This is a genomic window from Pseudomonas sp. PDNC002 (assembly GCF_016919445.1).
GTDB lineage: Bacteria > Pseudomonadota > Gammaproteobacteria > Pseudomonadales > Pseudomonadaceae > Pseudomonas.
Genome location: NZ_CP070356.1, coordinates 3,734,597 through 3,751,630 on the forward strand (window position 1 = coordinate 3,734,597; position 17,034 = coordinate 3,751,630).

The 17,034-nt window shown below is 65.1% G+C and carries 16 protein-coding genes; 6 read left to right on the plus strand and 10 right to left on the minus strand.

The window, feature by feature from the left end; genetic code table 11:
• Nucleotides 1-12 precede the first annotated feature (12 nt).
• The 7 genes from JVX91_RS17160 to JVX91_RS17190 form a co-directional block, all read right to left on the minus strand.
• On the minus strand, nt 13-972 hold the full coding sequence (locus JVX91_RS17160; protein ID WP_205335396.1) for a class I SAM-dependent methyltransferase: 960 nt from the start codon (nt 970-972) through the stop codon (nt 13-15).
• Nucleotides 953-3,148 carry a glycosyltransferase gene (locus JVX91_RS17165; RefSeq protein WP_205335397.1) on the minus strand — a complete coding sequence of 732 codons (2,196 nt, stop codon included), beginning with the start codon at nt 3,146-3,148 and terminating at the stop codon, nt 953-955. The genes JVX91_RS17160 and JVX91_RS17165 overlap by 20 nt, the downstream gene beginning before the upstream one ends.
• Complete coding sequence (locus JVX91_RS17170; protein WP_205335398.1) at nt 3,141-3,866, minus strand: 2OG-Fe(II) oxygenase family protein; 726 nt, start codon at nt 3,864-3,866, stop codon at nt 3,141-3,143. Before JVX91_RS17170 ends, JVX91_RS17165 begins: the two co-directional genes overlap by 8 nt.
• Nucleotides 3,859-5,496, minus strand: a complete 1,638-nt coding sequence (locus JVX91_RS17175; RefSeq protein ID WP_205335399.1) for a polysaccharide pyruvyl transferase family protein — start codon at nt 5,494-5,496, stop codon at nt 3,859-3,861. Before JVX91_RS17175 ends, JVX91_RS17170 begins: the two co-directional genes overlap by 8 nt.
• A gap of 71 nt (nt 5,497-5,567) precedes the next feature.
• Nucleotides 5,568-6,803 carry an ABC transporter ATP-binding protein gene (locus JVX91_RS17180; RefSeq protein WP_205335400.1) on the minus strand — a complete coding sequence of 412 codons (1,236 nt, stop codon included), beginning with the start codon at nt 6,801-6,803 and terminating at the stop codon, nt 5,568-5,570.
• Nucleotides 6,793-7,608 (minus strand): ABC transporter permease, encoded by an 816-nt coding sequence (locus JVX91_RS17185; protein WP_205335401.1) that lies wholly within the window; start codon nt 7,606-7,608, stop codon nt 6,793-6,795. The genes JVX91_RS17180 and JVX91_RS17185 overlap by 11 nt, the downstream gene beginning before the upstream one ends.
• 146 nt (nt 7,609-7,754) lie before the next feature.
• On the minus strand, nt 7,755-8,432 hold the full coding sequence (locus tag JVX91_RS17190; protein ID WP_205335402.1) for a phytanoyl-CoA dioxygenase family protein: 678 nt from the start codon (nt 8,430-8,432) through the stop codon (nt 7,755-7,757).
• A gap of 189 nt (nt 8,433-8,621) precedes the next feature.
• Here JVX91_RS17190 and JVX91_RS17195 point away from each other — a divergent pair, with 189 nt between their 5' ends.
• The 5 genes from JVX91_RS17195 to JVX91_RS17215 are packed head-to-tail and all read left to right on the plus strand — an operon-like array spanning nt 8,622 to nt 14,606.
• Nucleotides 8,622-9,395 carry an efflux RND transporter periplasmic adaptor subunit gene (locus tag JVX91_RS17195; RefSeq protein ID WP_205335403.1) on the plus strand — a complete coding sequence of 258 codons (774 nt, stop codon included), beginning with the start codon at nt 8,622-8,624 and terminating at the stop codon, nt 9,393-9,395.
• Nucleotides 9,392-10,711, plus strand: coding sequence for an HlyD family efflux transporter periplasmic adaptor subunit (locus JVX91_RS17200; RefSeq protein ID WP_205335404.1), 1,320 nt, complete (start codon nt 9,392-9,394; stop codon nt 10,709-10,711). Before JVX91_RS17195 ends, JVX91_RS17200 begins: the two co-directional genes overlap by 4 nt.
• Nucleotides 10,708-12,804, plus strand: coding sequence for an HlyD family efflux transporter periplasmic adaptor subunit (locus JVX91_RS17205; protein ID WP_205335405.1), 2,097 nt, complete (start codon nt 10,708-10,710; stop codon nt 12,802-12,804). The genes JVX91_RS17200 and JVX91_RS17205 overlap by 4 nt, the downstream gene beginning before the upstream one ends.
• Nucleotides 12,805-12,837: 33 nt before the next feature.
• Complete coding sequence (locus JVX91_RS17210) at nt 12,838-13,638, plus strand: aspartyl/asparaginyl beta-hydroxylase domain-containing protein (RefSeq protein WP_205335406.1); 801 nt, start codon at nt 12,838-12,840, stop codon at nt 13,636-13,638.
• A complete protein-coding gene (locus JVX91_RS17215) occupies nt 13,626-14,606 on the plus strand; it encodes a sulfotransferase family protein (RefSeq protein WP_205335407.1) in 981 nt (326 codons plus the stop codon). Before JVX91_RS17210 ends, JVX91_RS17215 begins: the two co-directional genes overlap by 13 nt.
• On the opposite strand, the gene JVX91_RS17220 is transcribed toward JVX91_RS17215, so the two are convergent.
• Nucleotides 14,594-15,085 carry a GNAT family N-acetyltransferase gene (locus JVX91_RS17220; protein WP_205335408.1) on the minus strand — a complete coding sequence of 164 codons (492 nt, stop codon included), beginning with the start codon at nt 15,083-15,085 and terminating at the stop codon, nt 14,594-14,596. The two genes, JVX91_RS17215 and JVX91_RS17220, sit on opposite strands and share 13 nt — an antisense overlap.
• 66 nt (nt 15,086-15,151) lie before the next feature.
• Between JVX91_RS17220 and JVX91_RS17225 the strand changes: the two genes are divergently transcribed.
• A complete protein-coding gene (locus tag JVX91_RS17225) occupies nt 15,152-15,454 on the plus strand; it encodes a hypothetical protein (RefSeq protein WP_205335409.1) in 303 nt (100 codons plus the stop codon).
• A 23-nt stretch (nt 15,455-15,477) separates the two neighbouring features.
• Here the strand turns inward: JVX91_RS17225 and JVX91_RS17230 are convergent, their stop codons facing one another.
• The gene (locus JVX91_RS17230) at nt 15,478-16,053 is read right to left on the minus strand and encodes a tail fiber protein (RefSeq protein WP_205335410.1); all 576 of its coding nucleotides are present in this window, start codon (nt 16,051-16,053) and stop codon (nt 15,478-15,480) included.
• Nucleotides 16,054-16,071: 18 nt separating this feature from the next.
• Nucleotides 16,072-16,659 carry a tail fiber protein gene (locus JVX91_RS17235; RefSeq protein WP_205335411.1) on the minus strand — a complete coding sequence of 196 codons (588 nt, stop codon included), beginning with the start codon at nt 16,657-16,659 and terminating at the stop codon, nt 16,072-16,074.
• Between the last annotated feature and the right edge of the window lie 375 nt (nt 16,660-17,034).

Consider the following 17,034-nt stretch of genomic DNA (forward strand, 5'->3'; position numbering starts at 1 on the left):
CGGGCAGTGTCGTCATGCTGGTCCCCGCGTGGCGGCAACGACCACGAAGTCGCTTTTCAGTGTTCCGGACTCGATCAGGCCGTCTTCGATGTCGAACAGCATCTGCAGCATCCGTAGAGACTGCGGGTTGTCCTGCTTGAAGTTGCCGGCGATTCCGTGAAGCAGGAACTGCAGTATCGAACCGCCGCAGGCGTTCAGCGCGCGAATCTCGAAGTGCTCCTGCACGACCCGCAGGATGTCCGCGGAGCGCACCGCTTCCGATGGATCGACCTTCACCACTTCCAGCGGGTCGGGCAACGGCACCACCTGCTGCACCTGGCCGAATGAACCTCGCACGAACGAGCGGCGAAAGCGCTCGGGAATCAGGCCGAACGCGTGGGTGATCGCCTCACGCTGCTGGGCATCGAAGGCAAAGTGATTGGCACCGACATACTCGTTGAAGAACAACCAGCCACCCGGCTTCAGGCTATGGCGAACGCGCTGGCAGACCAGTTCCAGCTCCCGGATGTGGTGCAGGGAGCCGTTGAACCAGACGGCGTCGTAGTGATTGGCGGGGAGGTCCGTCCGTTCGATATCGCAGAGTGAGTAGTTGATCGTCGAGGCGCCGATGGCCAGCGCCTCGGCCCTGGCGACATCGATCGCTCCAGGGGCGATATCCATGGCATCGCAGTGCTCGAACGCCTTGAGCATGTAAAGCTCCCGCTCGAGGGTGCCGCTACCGCAACCGATGCTGAGCATCCGCGCCGCGGGTGTCCGGTTGCCCAGGAACTCGCCCAGGCAGTATTGAACCCAGCCAGGGTAGCCGCTTCCGGCGGTCGCCTTGTGGCGGTGACGCTGCTGCACCGAGGGAACGGCCAGCCAATAGACATCCGCGGAGAACGCGTCCGACCCCGCCAGGTTTTCTGACCAGTGATCAGCCGTCACCTGCTTCTCGGCGGCGTTGTCCCCTGGCTTATCGTTGAGCTCGATCATGAACGGTCCCCTCGCTTGCTTGCCTTGGCCCTGGCTGCTGGCGCGTCACGTGGGGCGTCCAGGCGCCCCATTTGTTTTCGAAATACGCCTGGTTCCTGTCCCACAACGCCTGGTATTCACCGTTGGCGATCAGTTTCTTGAAGGAAGCCTGCCCGTAGTGATGGACGAAGGCGTCCTCGGCACAAAGGGTCCGCAGGCCCGCGGCCTGGATGCGCCGGCTGTAGTCGTCATCCTCGAACATGCCGATTCCGAATGCCTCGTCGAGGAAGCCAATCGAGTCCAGCACGTCGCGGCGCAGCGCCACGCAGAACATGGCGAGCATCGCGATATCGAAGGTACGGCCGCGATGATGTGCGACGTGGCGGTCGGCGAATGCCTCCATCTGTTCCATGTCGGTGTAGTCGACGTCGATCTTCGCTTCGTTACCGACCGAATTGGTCACCGGTCCGACAAGGCCGACCTGCGGGTCCTGCAGGTGTCGCAGCAGCGGGTCGATCCAGCCCTTGGGCACCACGGTGTCGTTGTTGAGCAATACCAGGTAATCCCCGGTGGCCAGGCGCAGCCCCTGGTTATTGGCGGCGGCGAAGCCCAGGTTGCGATCATTGAGCACGATGCTGACGCGGTCTTCGGTGCGGCTCAGGTAGCGCAGGTAATTGCGCGTATCGTCCGAGGACGCGTTGTCGACCACGATCAGCTCGTAGTTCGGGTAGGTGGTATTGCGCAGGAGGCTGTCGATGCAGCCTTGGGTCAACGCGACGTTGTTGTAGGTGACGACCACGATCGACACCTTGGGATGCAATGCAGTCAGCGCCGCAAGGTTGGAGTCGAAGCGATTGCGCCAGTCATTGGTGCGGGCCAGCGCTACGCGTCGTTGCGCCAGTTGCAGATCGGTTTCATCCAGTGCGCGCTCGATCTGTTCGACGAAGGAATCCGGGTCACTGGCGAAATAGACGAAGTCTTCGTAGATCTTCATTTCCTGCAGTGGGACCGATACCACCGGTTTCCCGGCGCTGATGAATTCATAGAATTTCACCGGGTCGACCGCATGCGTCACGTTATAGAGGCGGAAGGGAATCAGGCAGACGTCGAACCGGTACAGGTAGAGCGGCATCTGTTCGTAGGGTTTCCTGCCCAGCAGATGCACGTTGGCGAGGGCATCCAGGCCGGCCAGGTCGTTGACGAAAATGTCGCCGATCAGCACGAAGTTCCAGTCGGGCCGCCGCTTCGCGATGTCCGCGATCAACTGCAGGTCGACCCACTCGGCCAGGGCGCCGTAGAAGCCGATCAGGGGGCGCTCGAGCTCTGACAACAGACCGTTCGGTACGCAGTTGCGTTCGAAGAACCCGAAATCCACGCCGTTGCGTAGCAGCAGGCAGTTGCTGCTCGCGTTCGCCCATTTCGCGTGGAGCAGATCAGCGGTCACCGTCACCAGGTCGGCGCTCCTGACCAGGGTTTCCTCGGCTTCCAGCAATTCGTCGCCGATACCGGGGAAACCCACCCAGTCATCCATGCAGTCGTACTGGACTCGCCAGCCGTGATCGCGACGCAGACGGGCGGCCAGGGGCGCCCAGAAGGATAGATGCACGACCGACACCGCGGTCTTGATCCGGAAGTCCGTGGCCAGCGTCTCGATTGCCCGCGAATAGGCCTCTACGTTCTGCTCGGTAATGCGCTTGCCATAGCAGTCCATGAGCTCATGGGGTTGCAGCGCGATCTCGAACACGCCGGCGTCGACCTCGATGCTGCTGTAGGCATGGCCAGGCTCCGGGCAGCGCGAAGGAACGATGTAGAAAACCCGATGGCCGTTCTGGGCGAACTGGCGCATCAGCTGTTGCGGCCGCTGGAAGCGCGCGCCCCAGTTGATGTTGGCGAAGCACACGATGTCGAAGCGATGTTCAGCCTGGCAGGGCTTGAGCGACGCCGGCGCCGAACGTGTCGGTGGCGCTGTGAGGGGAAGGCCTTCGTGCGCCAGGAAATCGATGGTCTGGACCCCTTCATGGAAGGAGCCATAGCGGAACCAGTGGAGCAGGGCGCGCAGCGGCCGGGTTATCCGCCATGAACGGGTGTTCTTCAGGGTCGCAACCTGGGCAATCGCCGCGTCCCGCTGCCGGATCGCCACATCTCGCTCAAGACGCGCATTGTCGCGCTCGAGCGTGGCCAGATTGGTTTCATCCATGGGCATGATCCCCGGCGGGGAGTGCTCCGCTGGTCCGCTCGCCATAGTTGTGCAACGGCTCGCGATCATCGGCGGGCCACATCGAACTGGTGGCGCCCGGTCGATAGAAGGTGACGGTGAGGCTGCGCCGTGAGGAGTGGCAATCGTCCACTACCCTGGAGACGGCATGCCAGGAGTTGTTCGCGCGCACGAGGATGGCGGAGTTGCCAATGACCGGCGCCACTTCGGCAACGATATGGCTGGGGTCGGCGGAGGCCAGTATCTGCAGGCAGCCGCCGTCCGCCGGGTCCCAGGTCTCGTTGAAGTAGAGGATATGCGTCACCAGCTTGTCGGCGAGATCGGGGTGGGGCCCCAGGTTGGCGCCGGGGCCGTAATGGAAGACGTTGGCTTCCATGGGCGCCTGGGACAGGTCCACGCCGGTCAGTGCGGACATCGCCTGGCGGTAGGCGCTCGAACAGAGGTTCTTCGACAGTGCCAGCCAATGAGGGCTCAAGGCTTGTGGGTTCACCACCTGCTGGGTGCCCATGGCAATCAGCTGCCGCGCCTCGTATTCATAGTCTTTCTCCCCGCCGTAACCGGACACCGTCTTGAAGTGGTCGTGCGGATAGGTTTCGGCCAGTGCCTTGGCATCTTCGGGGCTGTAGAGCGCGCCGATTTCCGCCCACGAAAAAGGCGTGGATTGCAGATGGCGGGCACTGAGTTTGCTCAGGTCAATCATGTGTAGGAGATCCCAGTAATTTCTTGAGTCCGCGTCGAACGCTGCGCAGGGGTGCGGTCAGCTTGAAGGAGTTGGAGTCCTGGAGCTGGTTGAGCCTGCGCTCGGCGACAGCCAAGGCTTGGCGCAGTTGCTCGGTGAACGTCGCGCCGCGCTGCTGCTCATCAAGCAGCTCTCTGCACGTGCGCTCGGACAGGTCCAGGGACTGCCGCAGTTGCCCGTTGATATCGGTCCCGCGCTGCAGCTCGCCCAGAAGCTCGTCAATGCGAGCGGCGCTCGCCTGGTGCTGCTGCAGCAACTCCTGCAACTGCTCCTGCTGCCGCTCGCTCTCGCGCTGCTGGAGTTCCTGCCAGTGCTGGCGCTCTTGCTGGTGCAATTGCTCCTGCCGCTCCAGGCTTGCGACCTGTTGCTGCAGCGCCGCCACATCGCGCTGGCTCTGCTCGCGGGCTGTCGCGTGACGTTGGGCCTGGTCATGCAGGTCTTCGAGACGGTTGGGCAGGTCTTGCCAGAATCGATTGACCGCCGGTTGGGTTGCTCTGCGCCCTTCACGGATAAGCTCGGCCACCCGGTCCCAGTGCTCATCGAGTTGCACCACCGCCTGGGACGCCGCCCTGGAGCAGGGCTGCCTGCCCAGGTTGGAGCGGAACCACTGCGGGTCGATCGCCTGGTCCCTGCGCAGCTGGAAGATCCGCTCATAGACCGGCAGTGCCGTGTACTTGCCGGTATTCAGGTCAGCGGAGCTGAACACCGGTACGCCGAAGGCGATGGCGCTGATCGCCAGGTGATAGCTGTGGCCCACCACCGCTTCCGAATGGGCGATGAGTTCCGCCAGAAGCAGCGGTTCCGGCCAGAAGGGCAGGCTGCACGCCCGCGCGAGATCGTCGCCCAGCACCGATTCGTGATCCCCGAGCACCGGTCCGATGGGCAGCAGCAGGAGCTGGTAATCCTCGAAGATCCCGGCATGGGTTCGCCATAGCTGGAGGAAGCTCTCCAGCCCCCAGATCGATTGCACGACCACATAGGGTCTGGTCAGGCCGGCGGTGGCGAGGGCATCCAGGAAGGCGGCTGACGGCGACTGGGCGTCGATCAACCGCGAGAGGCCGAATGCGGTGTCGGGAAGCACCTCGACCCGCGCGGCGTCCGAAAGCTGGGCCAGGGTCGCTTGCGATGGCGCGTCGCGCACCTTGACGTGAGGACTCTCTTCGAGTGCCAGTCGCAGCAGTGGAGTGGCCCATTCCGGCACGCCGTTGCAGTGCATGCCCGGCGCATTCCAGATGAGCGGAATACTCTGTTGCAGTGCGATCAGGGCAGGGGTCAGCCAATACCCGGTCGGGTGATGGATGGAGGGGGTGGGAGGGTAGTAGTCCGTGGCGACAAGCTTGTCGAAACGAACGATGAAGCCGCCGCCGATCAGTACCGCGTCCAATTGCCCGGCGATTTCCGGCAGCTGGCTCAGTGACGTGACATCGTACGGCCACTGAGGCGCGGATTTTCCGTGATAGGAGAAGCGGTGCAGCGTGACCGCGCCCAGGCGCCGGGTCAGTTCGGCCTGGGCGATGATGGGGAACAGCAAGTCGCCATAGTTGGCGACATCGAATGTTCCGAAGATCCCGACTTGCCAATCCTGATTCATTGTCGCTCCAGACGTTTGGTATTCCGCTTGTTAGAAATTCCGCTCTGGAAAAAGTCCAGGCGAGCGACGGGCTACTGGACTGGCGCTATTCCCAGGTCAACGATGCCCAGGAAGCTCTTATTGCCCGGCAACGTATCGAACGCGAGCAGGCCCACCTGTTTCTCGATGAGCTGTGCGGTTTCTTCCGTATGGCCGTTCATCAGCTTCAGCGTGATGTGGTATCGGCCCGGCGCGAAGCTGGCTGGGAAGCGGACGTTGATCGTCGCCTTGCGCCATCCGTCTTGCGCCTCGCCTGGCTGGAGGGGCAGATTCGCCCCGCCGATGACCAGCAGCCGGGGCTCCTGGATCGTCACGCTGATACTCGGTAACTCGACCGACTCGCGCACCAGGGTTTCGATCCGCAGCTCGATGGCCTCGCCATAGACGAAGCTGGAATACAGGCCTTCGGTGTTGGTGAAACAGGCGGAGGCAATATGTCCTTCGTCGGTACCAAAGGCAATACCGCCCTGGTCGCCCAGATGAGCCTTGAGGGCGACGGGAATCGCGCCGCCGCTGGCCCAGCGCCGTTGCTCGTCACGCATGTCGAGCAGGTAGAGTTCGGCCATTTCCTCGGGGGACCCGCTGGCGCGCACCTGGCCCTCACGCAGGTACAGTGCTCTGCTGCAGAATCGTTTGACCATGCTCATGTCATGGGACACGAACAGGAGTGTCGTGCCGCTCTGCGTGAGTGCTTCCAGTCGATTCAGGCATTTGAACTGGAACGAGGCGTCGCCCACCGCGAGCGCTTCATCGACGATCAGGATGTCGGGCTGCACGCAGACCGCCACCGCGAACGCCAGGCGCACCAACATACCGCTCGAATAGGTCTTGGTGGGCTGGTCGATGAAGTCGCCGATCCCGGCGAAATCGGTGATTTCGGTGAAGCGCGCGTCGATTTCCGCGCGGCTCAAGCCGAGCACCGCACCGTTCATGAAGACGTTTTCACGACCGGTGAAGTCAGGGTTGAAGCCCGAGCCCAGTTCCAGCAATGCAGCGATGCGGCCGTTGCTCTGGACGCTGCCGGATGTCGCGTGCAGCGTTCCGCAGATCAACTGCAGCAGCGTCGACTTGCCGCTGCCATTGCGGCCGATGATGCCCACCGCTTCGCCTCTCCTGAGTTCCAGCGATACGTCCTTGAGCGCCCAGAATTCGCGGTAGAAATGCTTCCTTCCGCGCGACAGCATCTGCCACAGGCGATCCCTGGGCTTGTCGTAGATCTGGTAGCTCTTGCTCAGGTGGCTGGCCTGCACCGCGATGTCAGAGTACATCGGCAAATCCTTTGCGGGTGTTCTGGAACCACACGAATCCCAGCCAGGCAACCGCGCTGGCGAAGAGCAGGCTGCAGCTCCAGGCGAACAAGTCCGGCAGCACGCCCCAGAACAGGACGTCGCGTGTCTGCTCGATCACCTGCGTCAGTGGGTTGAGATGCAGGAGCTGCTGGTAGGCATCCGGAAATGCGCTGGCCGGATAGAAGATGGCGGAGACGAACATCAGTGCGGAAGTGACGACACCGACGACCTGGCTGACGTCGCGCAGATACACGCCCAGTGATGCCAGGAGCCAGGAGACCCCCATGGAGAAGAGTATCAACGGCAGGAGGATGGCCGGCAGCAGCAATGCGGTCAGGGGTGGAAGACCGAAGAAGATCAGGTGGAAGACCAGCCAGATCGACAGGTTCGCCAGGGTGTGGAACAACACCGAACCCAGGACGACCCAGGGCAGGATCTCCAGGGGGAACACGACCTTCTTGACGTAGTTGGTGTTGGCGATGATCAGGTTTGGCGCGCGGGTAACGCATTCGGAAAACACGTTGAACACCAGCAGGCCGGCGAATACCAGCAGCGCGAACTCGGCCTTCGAGCCGCTGCCTTGTGGCCAGCGCAGCTTGAACATCATGCTGAATACGAAGGTGTAGACCAGTAGCATGAACAGCGGGTTCAGGAGCGACCACAGCAACCCCATGATCGAGCCGCGATAACGTCCAATCACTTCCCGTTGGACCATGGAGAACAACAGTTCCCTATGTCGCCAGGGGCTGATGAAAAGACCGGCCCGCATACTCGCATCGACCATGAAACGGTTCCCGTAGCCAATCTGGAAGATTGTGCTTGTCTGAATTGGATTCTTGTTTTTTGACGGTCGCGGACCGTTCGATCAACCCGCCCGATCCGCGCTGAACCAACGAGTTTGCGCGAGTTTATCGAGGTATTGCCGCTTCGTCATGCGCCCAGGCGGAAGTCCGACGGGTCGAAGCGGTCGCTCGTCTCCATCCGGATGTTGCGCAGGTGCGTGGTCTCCAGGTGCGCGGCATACAGGTGCTCCGAGCGATAGCTGATCAGGATCGAGCGTCGGCGCGCACCGCTGATGTTCAGGCTGCCTGCGTGCACCAGGTCGACGTCGAATACCAGGATGTCGCCGGCCGAGCCACTCAACTGCTCGGATCGGGACTCGTCGTTGAAGTCGAAGGGTGGCTCCCCGGGCGCGCAGCGGTGGCTACCGGGAACGAGGCGGGTGGCGCCATTGTCGGGGGCGAAATCGTCGAGGAAGGCAAGGGCATTCACGATATCGCCTGGCCGGCGGGCCGACAGGTCGCGGTGCAGTTGCTGATGTCCGCCGCCAGGCAGGGGCTCGCGTCCCTCTGCCTGCGAGAGGAAGAAACGCTCGCCGATCAACTCTGCGGCCACCGCCAGCAACGATGGCAGACGGCAAACGGCCTGCACGGACGACTCCCTGTCCAACTGCGCGTGGCGCCAATCCATGCCGCGGGGAACGGGCCATTGGTCCGACGGCAGGACGTTGGCGTCGAACGCCGCGCGCAGATCGTCCAGCAGCGCGGGCGCAATCGCCTGGCGCAGCAGCGCATAACCGTTTCCATGGAGTTGCTCGCGATCAAGCATGGCGTGGTCCATTCCCTTGTCGTCGATCCGGCCCGTCCGATGGCGCTCGGCCGGGAAAGTCTGCTGCGTACCGGTGCATTGTTGCCGGCACCGGGCGGTCACCAAGCTTACGGAGGAAATCTTCTGTAGCCAATTTCCGATAGCGCTGGACTCCCGTAGACTCCGGCGATCTGCCGGGGAGAGCAAACAATGCATAAAGGGATTTGGCTGGGGTTGTCGCTGTATCTGGCGGGTGCGGCCCATGCCGCCGAGCCCGTGCAGGAGGATCCGCTGCTGTCGAGTCCGCCGTCCTCCGGCACGGCCGGCGAGGTGCGCGGCATCCTGCGCGCGCGGGACCAGGCGATGCTGTCCAGCGAGCTGTCCGGGCGCATCCTGGAGATGCCGTTCGCCGAAGGACAGTCCTTCCGCAAGGGCGATGTGCTGGTGCGTTTCGATTGCTCCGCCTATCAGGCCCAGTTGAACGCCGCCCAGGCCGGCGCGAAGGCTGCCGGCGAGCAGCTCGCGCACAATCGCCAACTGGCTGCACTCAATTCCGTGGGGCGCTTCGAGGTCGCGCTGGCCGAGGCCAAGCTGTCCGAAGCGCAGGCGCAGGCGCAGGTCTACCAGGTCCAGGTGCGCCGCTGCTCGCTGGTGGCGCCCTTCGATGGCCAGATCGTGCAGCGCAAGGCCCAGCCGTTCGAAAGCGTCGCCGGTGGCGCGCCTCTGCTGGAGATCGTCGACAACCGCAGCCTGGAGATTCGCCTGCTGGTGCCCTCGCGCTGGGTCTCGCGCCTGAAAGTGGGGCAGTCCTTCTCCTTCGTTCCCGATGAAACCGGCCAGGCCTTGCAGGTCGAGATCAAGCGCCTGGGAGCGCGGATCGACGAGGGCAGCCAGATGCTGCCGCTGATCGCCTCGCTGCCGGCGGACACCAAGGGCCTGCTGGCGGGCATGAGTGGTACCGCGCGCTTCGCGGAGACGCCATGAACGCGCCGCAGGTAGGCCTGGCCGAGCGGGTCTTCGCTCAGTTCCTCGAGCTGGAGCGCCAGGCTCGCGCCGCCAGCACGGTCGAGCAGCTGGCCTACCACATCGTCAACGACGGGCAATTGCTGTTCGGCTATCGCCATGCGGCGTTGCTGGTTTCGGGCAAGGTTCAGGCGCTCACCGGCATCAGTGTCGTGGAGCCCAACGCGCCCTTCGTGGCCTTCGTCGAGCAGGCCTGTGCCCAGTTGCAGAAACACGATGCGCTGAGCAAGCCGCAGCGCATCGACTTCCAGTTGCTGGGTGCGCAGGCGCAGGCGGACTGGCAGGCGTTGTCCGCCGGGGACGTGTTCTGGTTGCCGCTGGCCGACCGCCAGGGTGCGCCGTTCGGCGGTCTCTGGCTGGCCCGCGAACAGCCCTGGGGCGACGCCGAACAGGCACTCCTGGTGCAGTTGGGCGATGCCTACGCCCATGCCTGGAAATCCCTGCAGCCGCGCAAGCCCTGGCGGATGCGCTGGCCGAAGAAAAAGCTGCTGATGATCGCCGGCGCGCTCTGCCTGTTGCTGCTCATGCCGGTACGGCAATCGGTACTGGCGCCGGCCGAGGTGGTGCCACTGGACGGCCAGGTGATCGCCGCGCCACTGGACGGGGTCATCCAGCAGGTGCTGGTCAAGCCCAACCAGCCGGTGAAGGCGGGCGACCTGCTGGTGCGCTTCGACGCTACCTCATTGCAAGCCCAGGCCGATGTGGCCGAGCGCTCGCTCGGCGTGGCCGAGGCCGAGCTGAAGACTAATTCGCAACGGGCTTTCTCCGATGCCGAGTCCGGCTCCAAGGTCGATCTGCTGGCCGCGCGCGTCGAACAGAAGCGCGCCGAGCGCGATTACGCCCGCGACCTGCTGGCCCGTGCCGAGGTGCGGGCACCGCGCGATGGCATCGCGGTGTTCGCCGACGCCGAACGCTGGACCGGCAAGCCGGTGCAGACCGGCGAGCGCCTGATGGCATTGGCTGATCCGCACCGGGCCGAGTTGCGCATCGACCTGGCGGTGGGCGACGCCATTGCCCTGGAGCCCGGCTCCGAAGTGGTGCTGCTACTCGACAGTGATCCGTTGCGTCGCCACGACGCGCGCCTGGAGCGCGCCGCCTACGAGGCGCAGTCCACCGCTGCCGGGCAACTGGCGTACCGGCTGGATGCGGCGTTCGACGAGGCGCCGCCGCGCATCGGCCTGCGCGGCACCGCCAAGCTGTACGGCGATCGCGCCCCGCTGGCCTACTACCTGCTGCGGCGCCCACTGGCCGCCGCGCGCCAGAGCCTGGGGCTGTGATGCTGCCGGCGCTGCGCCCGGACCTGCAGTTATCGCCGGCCGCCCCGGGGCTGGACGGGGCGCCGCAATGGACGCTGGCCGATCCGTTGCGCGGGCGCTACTTCAAGCTCGGTGCCGCCGCCGTCCGATTGCTGCGCCACTGGGCGTTGGGCGATCCGCAGCGGGTGCTGGGCGCGGCCAACGCGGAAACCGGCGAACCGTTGGGTGCGGAGCAACTGGAGGAGTTCCTGCGCTTCCTGCGTGGGCACGATCTGATTGCCGCCCTGGACGCTGAGCAGCGTGCCAGCTATGGGCAGAAGGCCGCGCTGCAACGTCAGAGCCTTTGGCAGAAGGTGCTGCACCAGTACCTGTTCTTCCGTATTCCGTTGTGGCGCCCGGACGCCTTCCTCAACCGTGCCTGGCCGCTGTTGCAGCGCCACGGCCCATGGATGCTGCGGCGCGGATTGCCGCTGGTCTTCATCCTCGGCCTGTTCCTCGTCGCACGCGACTGGCAGCGCTTCCTGGCGACCTTCCCGCACCTGTTCAGCCTGGGCGGGGCCCTGGCTTTCGGGGTGGCGCTGACCTTCGCCAAGCTCTGCCATGAGTTCGGCCATGCGTTCATGGCCAAGCGTGCCGGCTGCCGCGTGCAGAGCATGGGGTTGGCGTTCATGGTGATGTTGCCGATGTTCTACACCGACGTCAGCGACGCCTGGCGCGTGAGCGACCGGCGCTCGCGGCTGCTGATCGGCGCTGGCGGCGTGCTCGCCGAACTGGTGCTGGCGGTGCTGGCGCTGCTGGCCTGGTCGCTGCTGCCCGATGGGCCCTTGCGCACCTCGGCGTTCATGCTCGCCAGCGCGACCTGGATCACCACCGTGCTGGTGAACCTCAATCCCTTCATGCGTTTCGACGGCTACTTCCTGCTCACCGATCTGCTCGGCGTGGAGAACCTCCAGGCCCGCGCCTTCGCGCTGTGCCGCTGGCGGCTGCGCGAGGCGCTGTTCGGCTATGGCGAGCCGATGCCCGAACCCTGGCCACCGACGTTGCGCCGGCGCCTGCTGGTCTGGGGCTACGGCTCGTGGATCTGGCGCGCGGTGCTGTTTTTCGGCATCGCCCTGGCGGTCTACCACCTGTTCTTCAAGCTGCTCGGCATCTTCCTGATGCTGGTGGAGCTGGTCTGGTTCATCGGCCTGCCGATCTGGCGGGAGCTGCGCGAATGGTGGCAGCGTCGCGAACAGGCGGCGCCCGGGAAGGTCGTCCTGCTCGGGGGCGCGCTGCTCGCTGTCCTGGCGCTGCTGGTACTGCCCTGGCGCAGTTCCGTCGAAGTGCCGGCGATGCTGGAGGCGACGCGTGCCGCCGCGCTGCATGCGCCCGTGGCCGCGCAGGTCAGCCGGGTGCTGGTGCAAGACGGCCAGTCGGTGGTGCAGGGCGAGTTGCTGCTGGAGCTGACGTCGCCGGACCTGGAAGCCAAGCAGCTCATCGTTCGCCGCGAGATCGACCTGCTGCAATTGCAGTTGCGCCGGCAGGCCGGGCGTAGCGAGACGGCGTCCGACGTCGGAATCCTCGAACAGCGCCTGGCCGAATCGGTCGCCCAGTACCGAGGGCTTGCCGCACAGCGCCAACGCCTGCAACTTCACGCGCCGCAGGACGGCGTGGTGCGCGATCTGCTGCCCGATCTGACGCCCGGTCGCTGGCTGAAACCGGCCGACGTACTGGTGCGCGTGGTGGAGCCGGGCCTGCGCTTGCGCGGCTATCTGGCCGAGGCGGACCTGTGGCGCGTGCAGGACGGCGCACAAGGCCGCTTCATCGCCGATGACCCGGCACGCCCGGCATTGCCGGTGCGCCTGGACGAGGTGGATGCCAACGGCGCGGTCTTCCTCGAACTGGAAGCGCTGAGCTCCGATCATCATGGCCCGATCGCCGTGCGCCGAGATGCCCAGCAACGCGCCGAGCCGGTCCAGGCACAGTACGGAGTGCGCCTGAGCCTGAGCGAGGCGCCGCCGCAGCTGGCCCAACCGCTGCGCGGCATGGTGGTGCTCGACGGCAGCGGGCAGTCGATCCTGGGGCTCGCATGGCGTCGGCTGGCGGCGTTGGGTGTGAGGGAAAGCGGTTTCTGAAGCGGTAACTCTTCACGGAGCAAGGACGGTTCCATGAGCGCAGCATCGTTGCCACGTTGTTCCCGGCTGGGGCTGGATATCCCGTTGCAGCCGTTGCTCGATGCACTGTCAGCCATCGACGAGGCGGCCTGGCAGCGGCATTTCAACACGGGTTTCTACGAGGGCGACTGGAGCGGCGTGGCGCTGATCACGCCCGAAGACGCGCCCTTGCCGTTGGCGCCAGGGCAGGGCGCGCCGCTGGCCACCGGCCTGCTCGAACGCAGCGCGGCCTGGCAGGCCGCGCTGGGCGCCTTTCGCACGTCGATACGCAGCGCGCGACTACTGCGCCTGGGCGCCGGCTCGCGAATCCATGAGCATTGCGATCCGGACCTGGGGCTGGCGGACAGCGACCTCCGCCTGCACCTGCCGTTGCTGAGCGCGGAGGGCGTGGAGTTCCTCGTCGATGGGCTGCAGGTGCCGATGCGCCCCGGCGAATGCTGGTTCATCGACCTCGCTCGCCCGCACCGAGTCGACAACCCCGGCCCCGGCGAGCGCATTCACCTGGTGCTGGACTGCCAGCGCAACGACTGGCTGCTGGCGCTCGTCGAACAGGGGCTGGCGGAGACGCCCATCCTGCGTCCGGGCCGAGCCGGGCTTGCCTTCGAGTGCTTTCGCGCGCTGGTGGCGCAGGACGCCGATCTGACTCAGACGTTGCGCTCGCTCACCGACACCCATGCCTTCGTCGAGCGGGTGGTTGCACTGGGCGCTGCCCGTGATCTGCATTTTTCTGACGCCGAGGTGCGTACCGCGATGCGCCGCGCCCGGCAGGCCTGGAGCAATCAATGGCGAGCCTGACGCAGACAGCGGAATTCCGTGGCTGGCGGCCCATCCGCGCCTGGCGCGAGGCGCGGGACTGGCGCCTGGACTGGTGCTGGTTCGGCGAGCAGCGCCTGACCCGGCCGTTCTTCCATGACGACGTGGAGCAGGCTCTGCGCCTGCCCTTCAACCTGGCGTTTCGCCGCGAGACGGGATTGGCGGAGTTGTTCGACTGGCAGCGCGTGAGCCCGGGGCTGGCGCCGAGCCTGCTGGTCTTTCATGCGTCGCGCTGCGGCTCCACGCTGCTGGCGCAGATGCTCGCTGGACTCGACAGTCACCTGGTGCTGTCCGAACCCGGCCCGCTGGATAGCCTGCTGCGCAGTCACTATTCGCACGAGTGGGAGGAGGGCAGGCAGGAGGCGGCGGTTACCGCGATGCTGTCGGCGCTGGCACAGAACGCCGGGCCGCGAGCGGAGCATCTGGTGGTCAAACTCGATGCGTGGAATCTCTTCGAACTACCGCTGTTGCGCCGCTGCTTTCCCGATACTCCGTGGCTGTTCCTTTACCGCGATCCGCTGGAAATCGCCGCGTCGCACCTGCGGATGCCGGGTATGCAGATGATTCCCGGCCAGTTGGGGCCTTCGCCGCTGAACCTGGCCGACGAGCCGGTGGCTCCGCGCGAGGAGTACATCGCCCGGCGCCTGGGGCGGCTGTTGGCGCTGGCGGTCGAGGCATGCCAGGAGCACGGTGGGCTGGCGGTGGCTTATGAGGAGTTGCCGCAGGTACTCGGCGGTCGGCTGCGTGAGTGCCTGCGGTTGACTGCGAACCAGGTCGAGCTGGCCAGGGCGGCCAGCGAGCGCAATGCCAAGCGCCCGACCGAGGCATTCGTGGCGGATTCGCAGGACAAGCGAGATTCCGCCTCGCCGCTGTTGCGCGACTCGATTGCCCGTTGGGCCGAGGCGCCGTACCGGGCGCTGGAGGCGCTGCGTGGGCTTCAGGTCGGCTGAGAGGGCGCGCGGCGCATGTGCCATTGCGCGTCATCCGGCGCGCCTTGCAGCGTCTGGAAACCAAGGCGCTGATAGAGACGCACCGCGGGATTGTGGCGCATGACCGCCAGTTCCAGCGCCTTGCCCTGGCGGTCGGCGTAGGCGACGACCTCGCGCAGCAGACGTTCGCCCACGCCCTGTCCGCGATGCCGCGCATCCAGGCCGATCTCCACGATGCGCAGGCGGCCTGGGTTCTCGTCGAGGGTCAGCACGCCGATCGGTTCGTCGCCGAGCAGGATCAGCTCGGTGCGAGCCGCGGGGTAGTCGCTGGCGAAGATGCGCTGTTGCAGTTGCCATTGCTGTTCGAGCAGGCCGGGACAGGCGTCGATCAGCGTCTGGTCGAGGCCACGCAGTTGCGCGAAGAGTCGCTTCAGCCAGGGGCCGTCGGCATCCTCGGCGGCGCGGCGACGGGGTTCGAAACAGGTCTTTATCTCGCTCATGGGCTGCTGTAATTTCCTCAGCTTCGCAGGCCGATGCCTGTCATCCAACGATCAGGGAGTGACCACATGCTCGTCGAAATCCAGGGCCTCACGGCACAGGCATTCAGCACCGAACTCGGCCAGGTGTTCACCGCGCACACCGTTCCCGACCCGGTCCAGCTGACCCTGCATAACGTGATCGAGGGGCGCGCGGTGGGCGGTGGTTTCCGTACGCCATTCGCGCTGATCTTCACCACGCCGATGAGCGTGCTGTTGCTCGAGGCTCACTACCGTCTGAGCAGCACGAGTGGGCGCGATTACGAACTGTACCTGGCGCCCCTGCCGGCAACCGGCGACGGCCAGCGCCACTACCAGGCCCTGTTCAACTAGGGCCTGGCAGCGGGCCGGACGGATCAGTTGCGGCTTGGGTACTGCCCGTACACGCAGATGCACTGAGTCAGCGCCAGGTAGGGCTGCATCACGCTGACCGGCAGGTTGTTCCCAGTCAGGGCCAGTTGCACGCCAAGTTGTGTCTGCGCCGGTATCTGCACCGTACCCGGAGCGGGGCCGTAGATCTTCACCGCGACGGTGTCACGCCCTTTGGTGGCCACCGCCTGCGCCAGTGTATCGCTGGTCGTTGCCTGGCTGGCGCTGGCGGCATCGCTGGACTTCTGTAGCAGTACGGTGGCCTCGGCGGTGGCGGTGTGGGTGTGGATCGGCAGGTTGGTGGAGAGCAGGTTGATCTGCTCTGTTCCGGCCACTCCCCCCAGTGGGTAGTTGGTGTAGTCCTGGCCGATGCCGGCACGCCCGCCGAGGTTGGGCAGGCAGAAGGTGTTGACACCGTTTCCCCCATAGGTCGTGCCCAGCAGCGCGTAGAGCGCCTGGTTCTGCGTGATGCCCAGGGTCTGGCCGATGCAGGTCATCCAGTTGCGCGGCGCGAAGTTGCCGGCAAACGGTGCAACGACGCCCATGTAGCTTTCGAAATCCATACGGTGCTCCTCGAGTCGTCAGTTGCGGGAGGGGAAGACCCCGTTCATGCAGATGATGTAGTTGATCACCTGGAACGGCTGCACGATGGAAATGGGCTGGTTGCCACCGGCCGCCTGGACGTTGACCGTCGCCGAACTGGACAGCGCCAGGTCCACCGAACCCGGTGCCGGCGCGTAGATCTTCACGTCGACCGTGTCGCGGCCGTCGCTGCCATTGGCGGCCGCCAGTACCTGGTTGGCGGCGGGCGCGGCCGAGCTGGCGGCTGCGGTACTGGTCGGCAGCGAGGCGCTGACGGTAGCGACGGCGACGTGCGTGTGGGCCGGCATCTGGGCGTTGGTCAGGATGACGCTCTCCGAGCCGCTGCTGGCGCCCAGCGCATAGAAGGACGTGCCCGGCGACTGGCCCGCGCCGATAGGTGTGCGCCCCTGCAGGTTGGGCAGGCAGAAAGTGGACTGGCCGTTGCCGCCGTAAGTAGTCCCCAACAGCGAGTACAAGGCGTTGTTCTGCTGGATGCTGATGGTCTGTCCCTGACAGAACGCCCAGTTGCGCGGTGCGAAGTTCGGGGCCCAGCCGCTGATCGAGCCGAGGTAAGACTGGTCACTCATGATCATTTCCCTAATTTTGAGTTGTTATTGCGTCATCACGGAAGACACGACCCGTCGACCAATCCCCGGGCGATCGGGCCGCCAGGAACCATAGACGAAATCCGCACGGAAGTCGGTCGGCTTTTTTCTTGCTCGCCCATCGAGCGAAATAACGTCGCTTTCCGGCGATCTGGCCATTGACGGCACTTTGCCTTCAGGCATTATGGCGAGATCAATCCAATAACAATTTGCCAGCTTGCAGTCGCTGTACCGGGGCGGTACGGCTGTGTGCGTGTGCTCTCAGGGAGGAGGCCATATGTTCAGGCATTGGTTTAGGTCGTCGGCCGTTCGCAAGCATCAGTCCGGCGCCCTGCGCTCCCCACTGGCCTTCAGTCT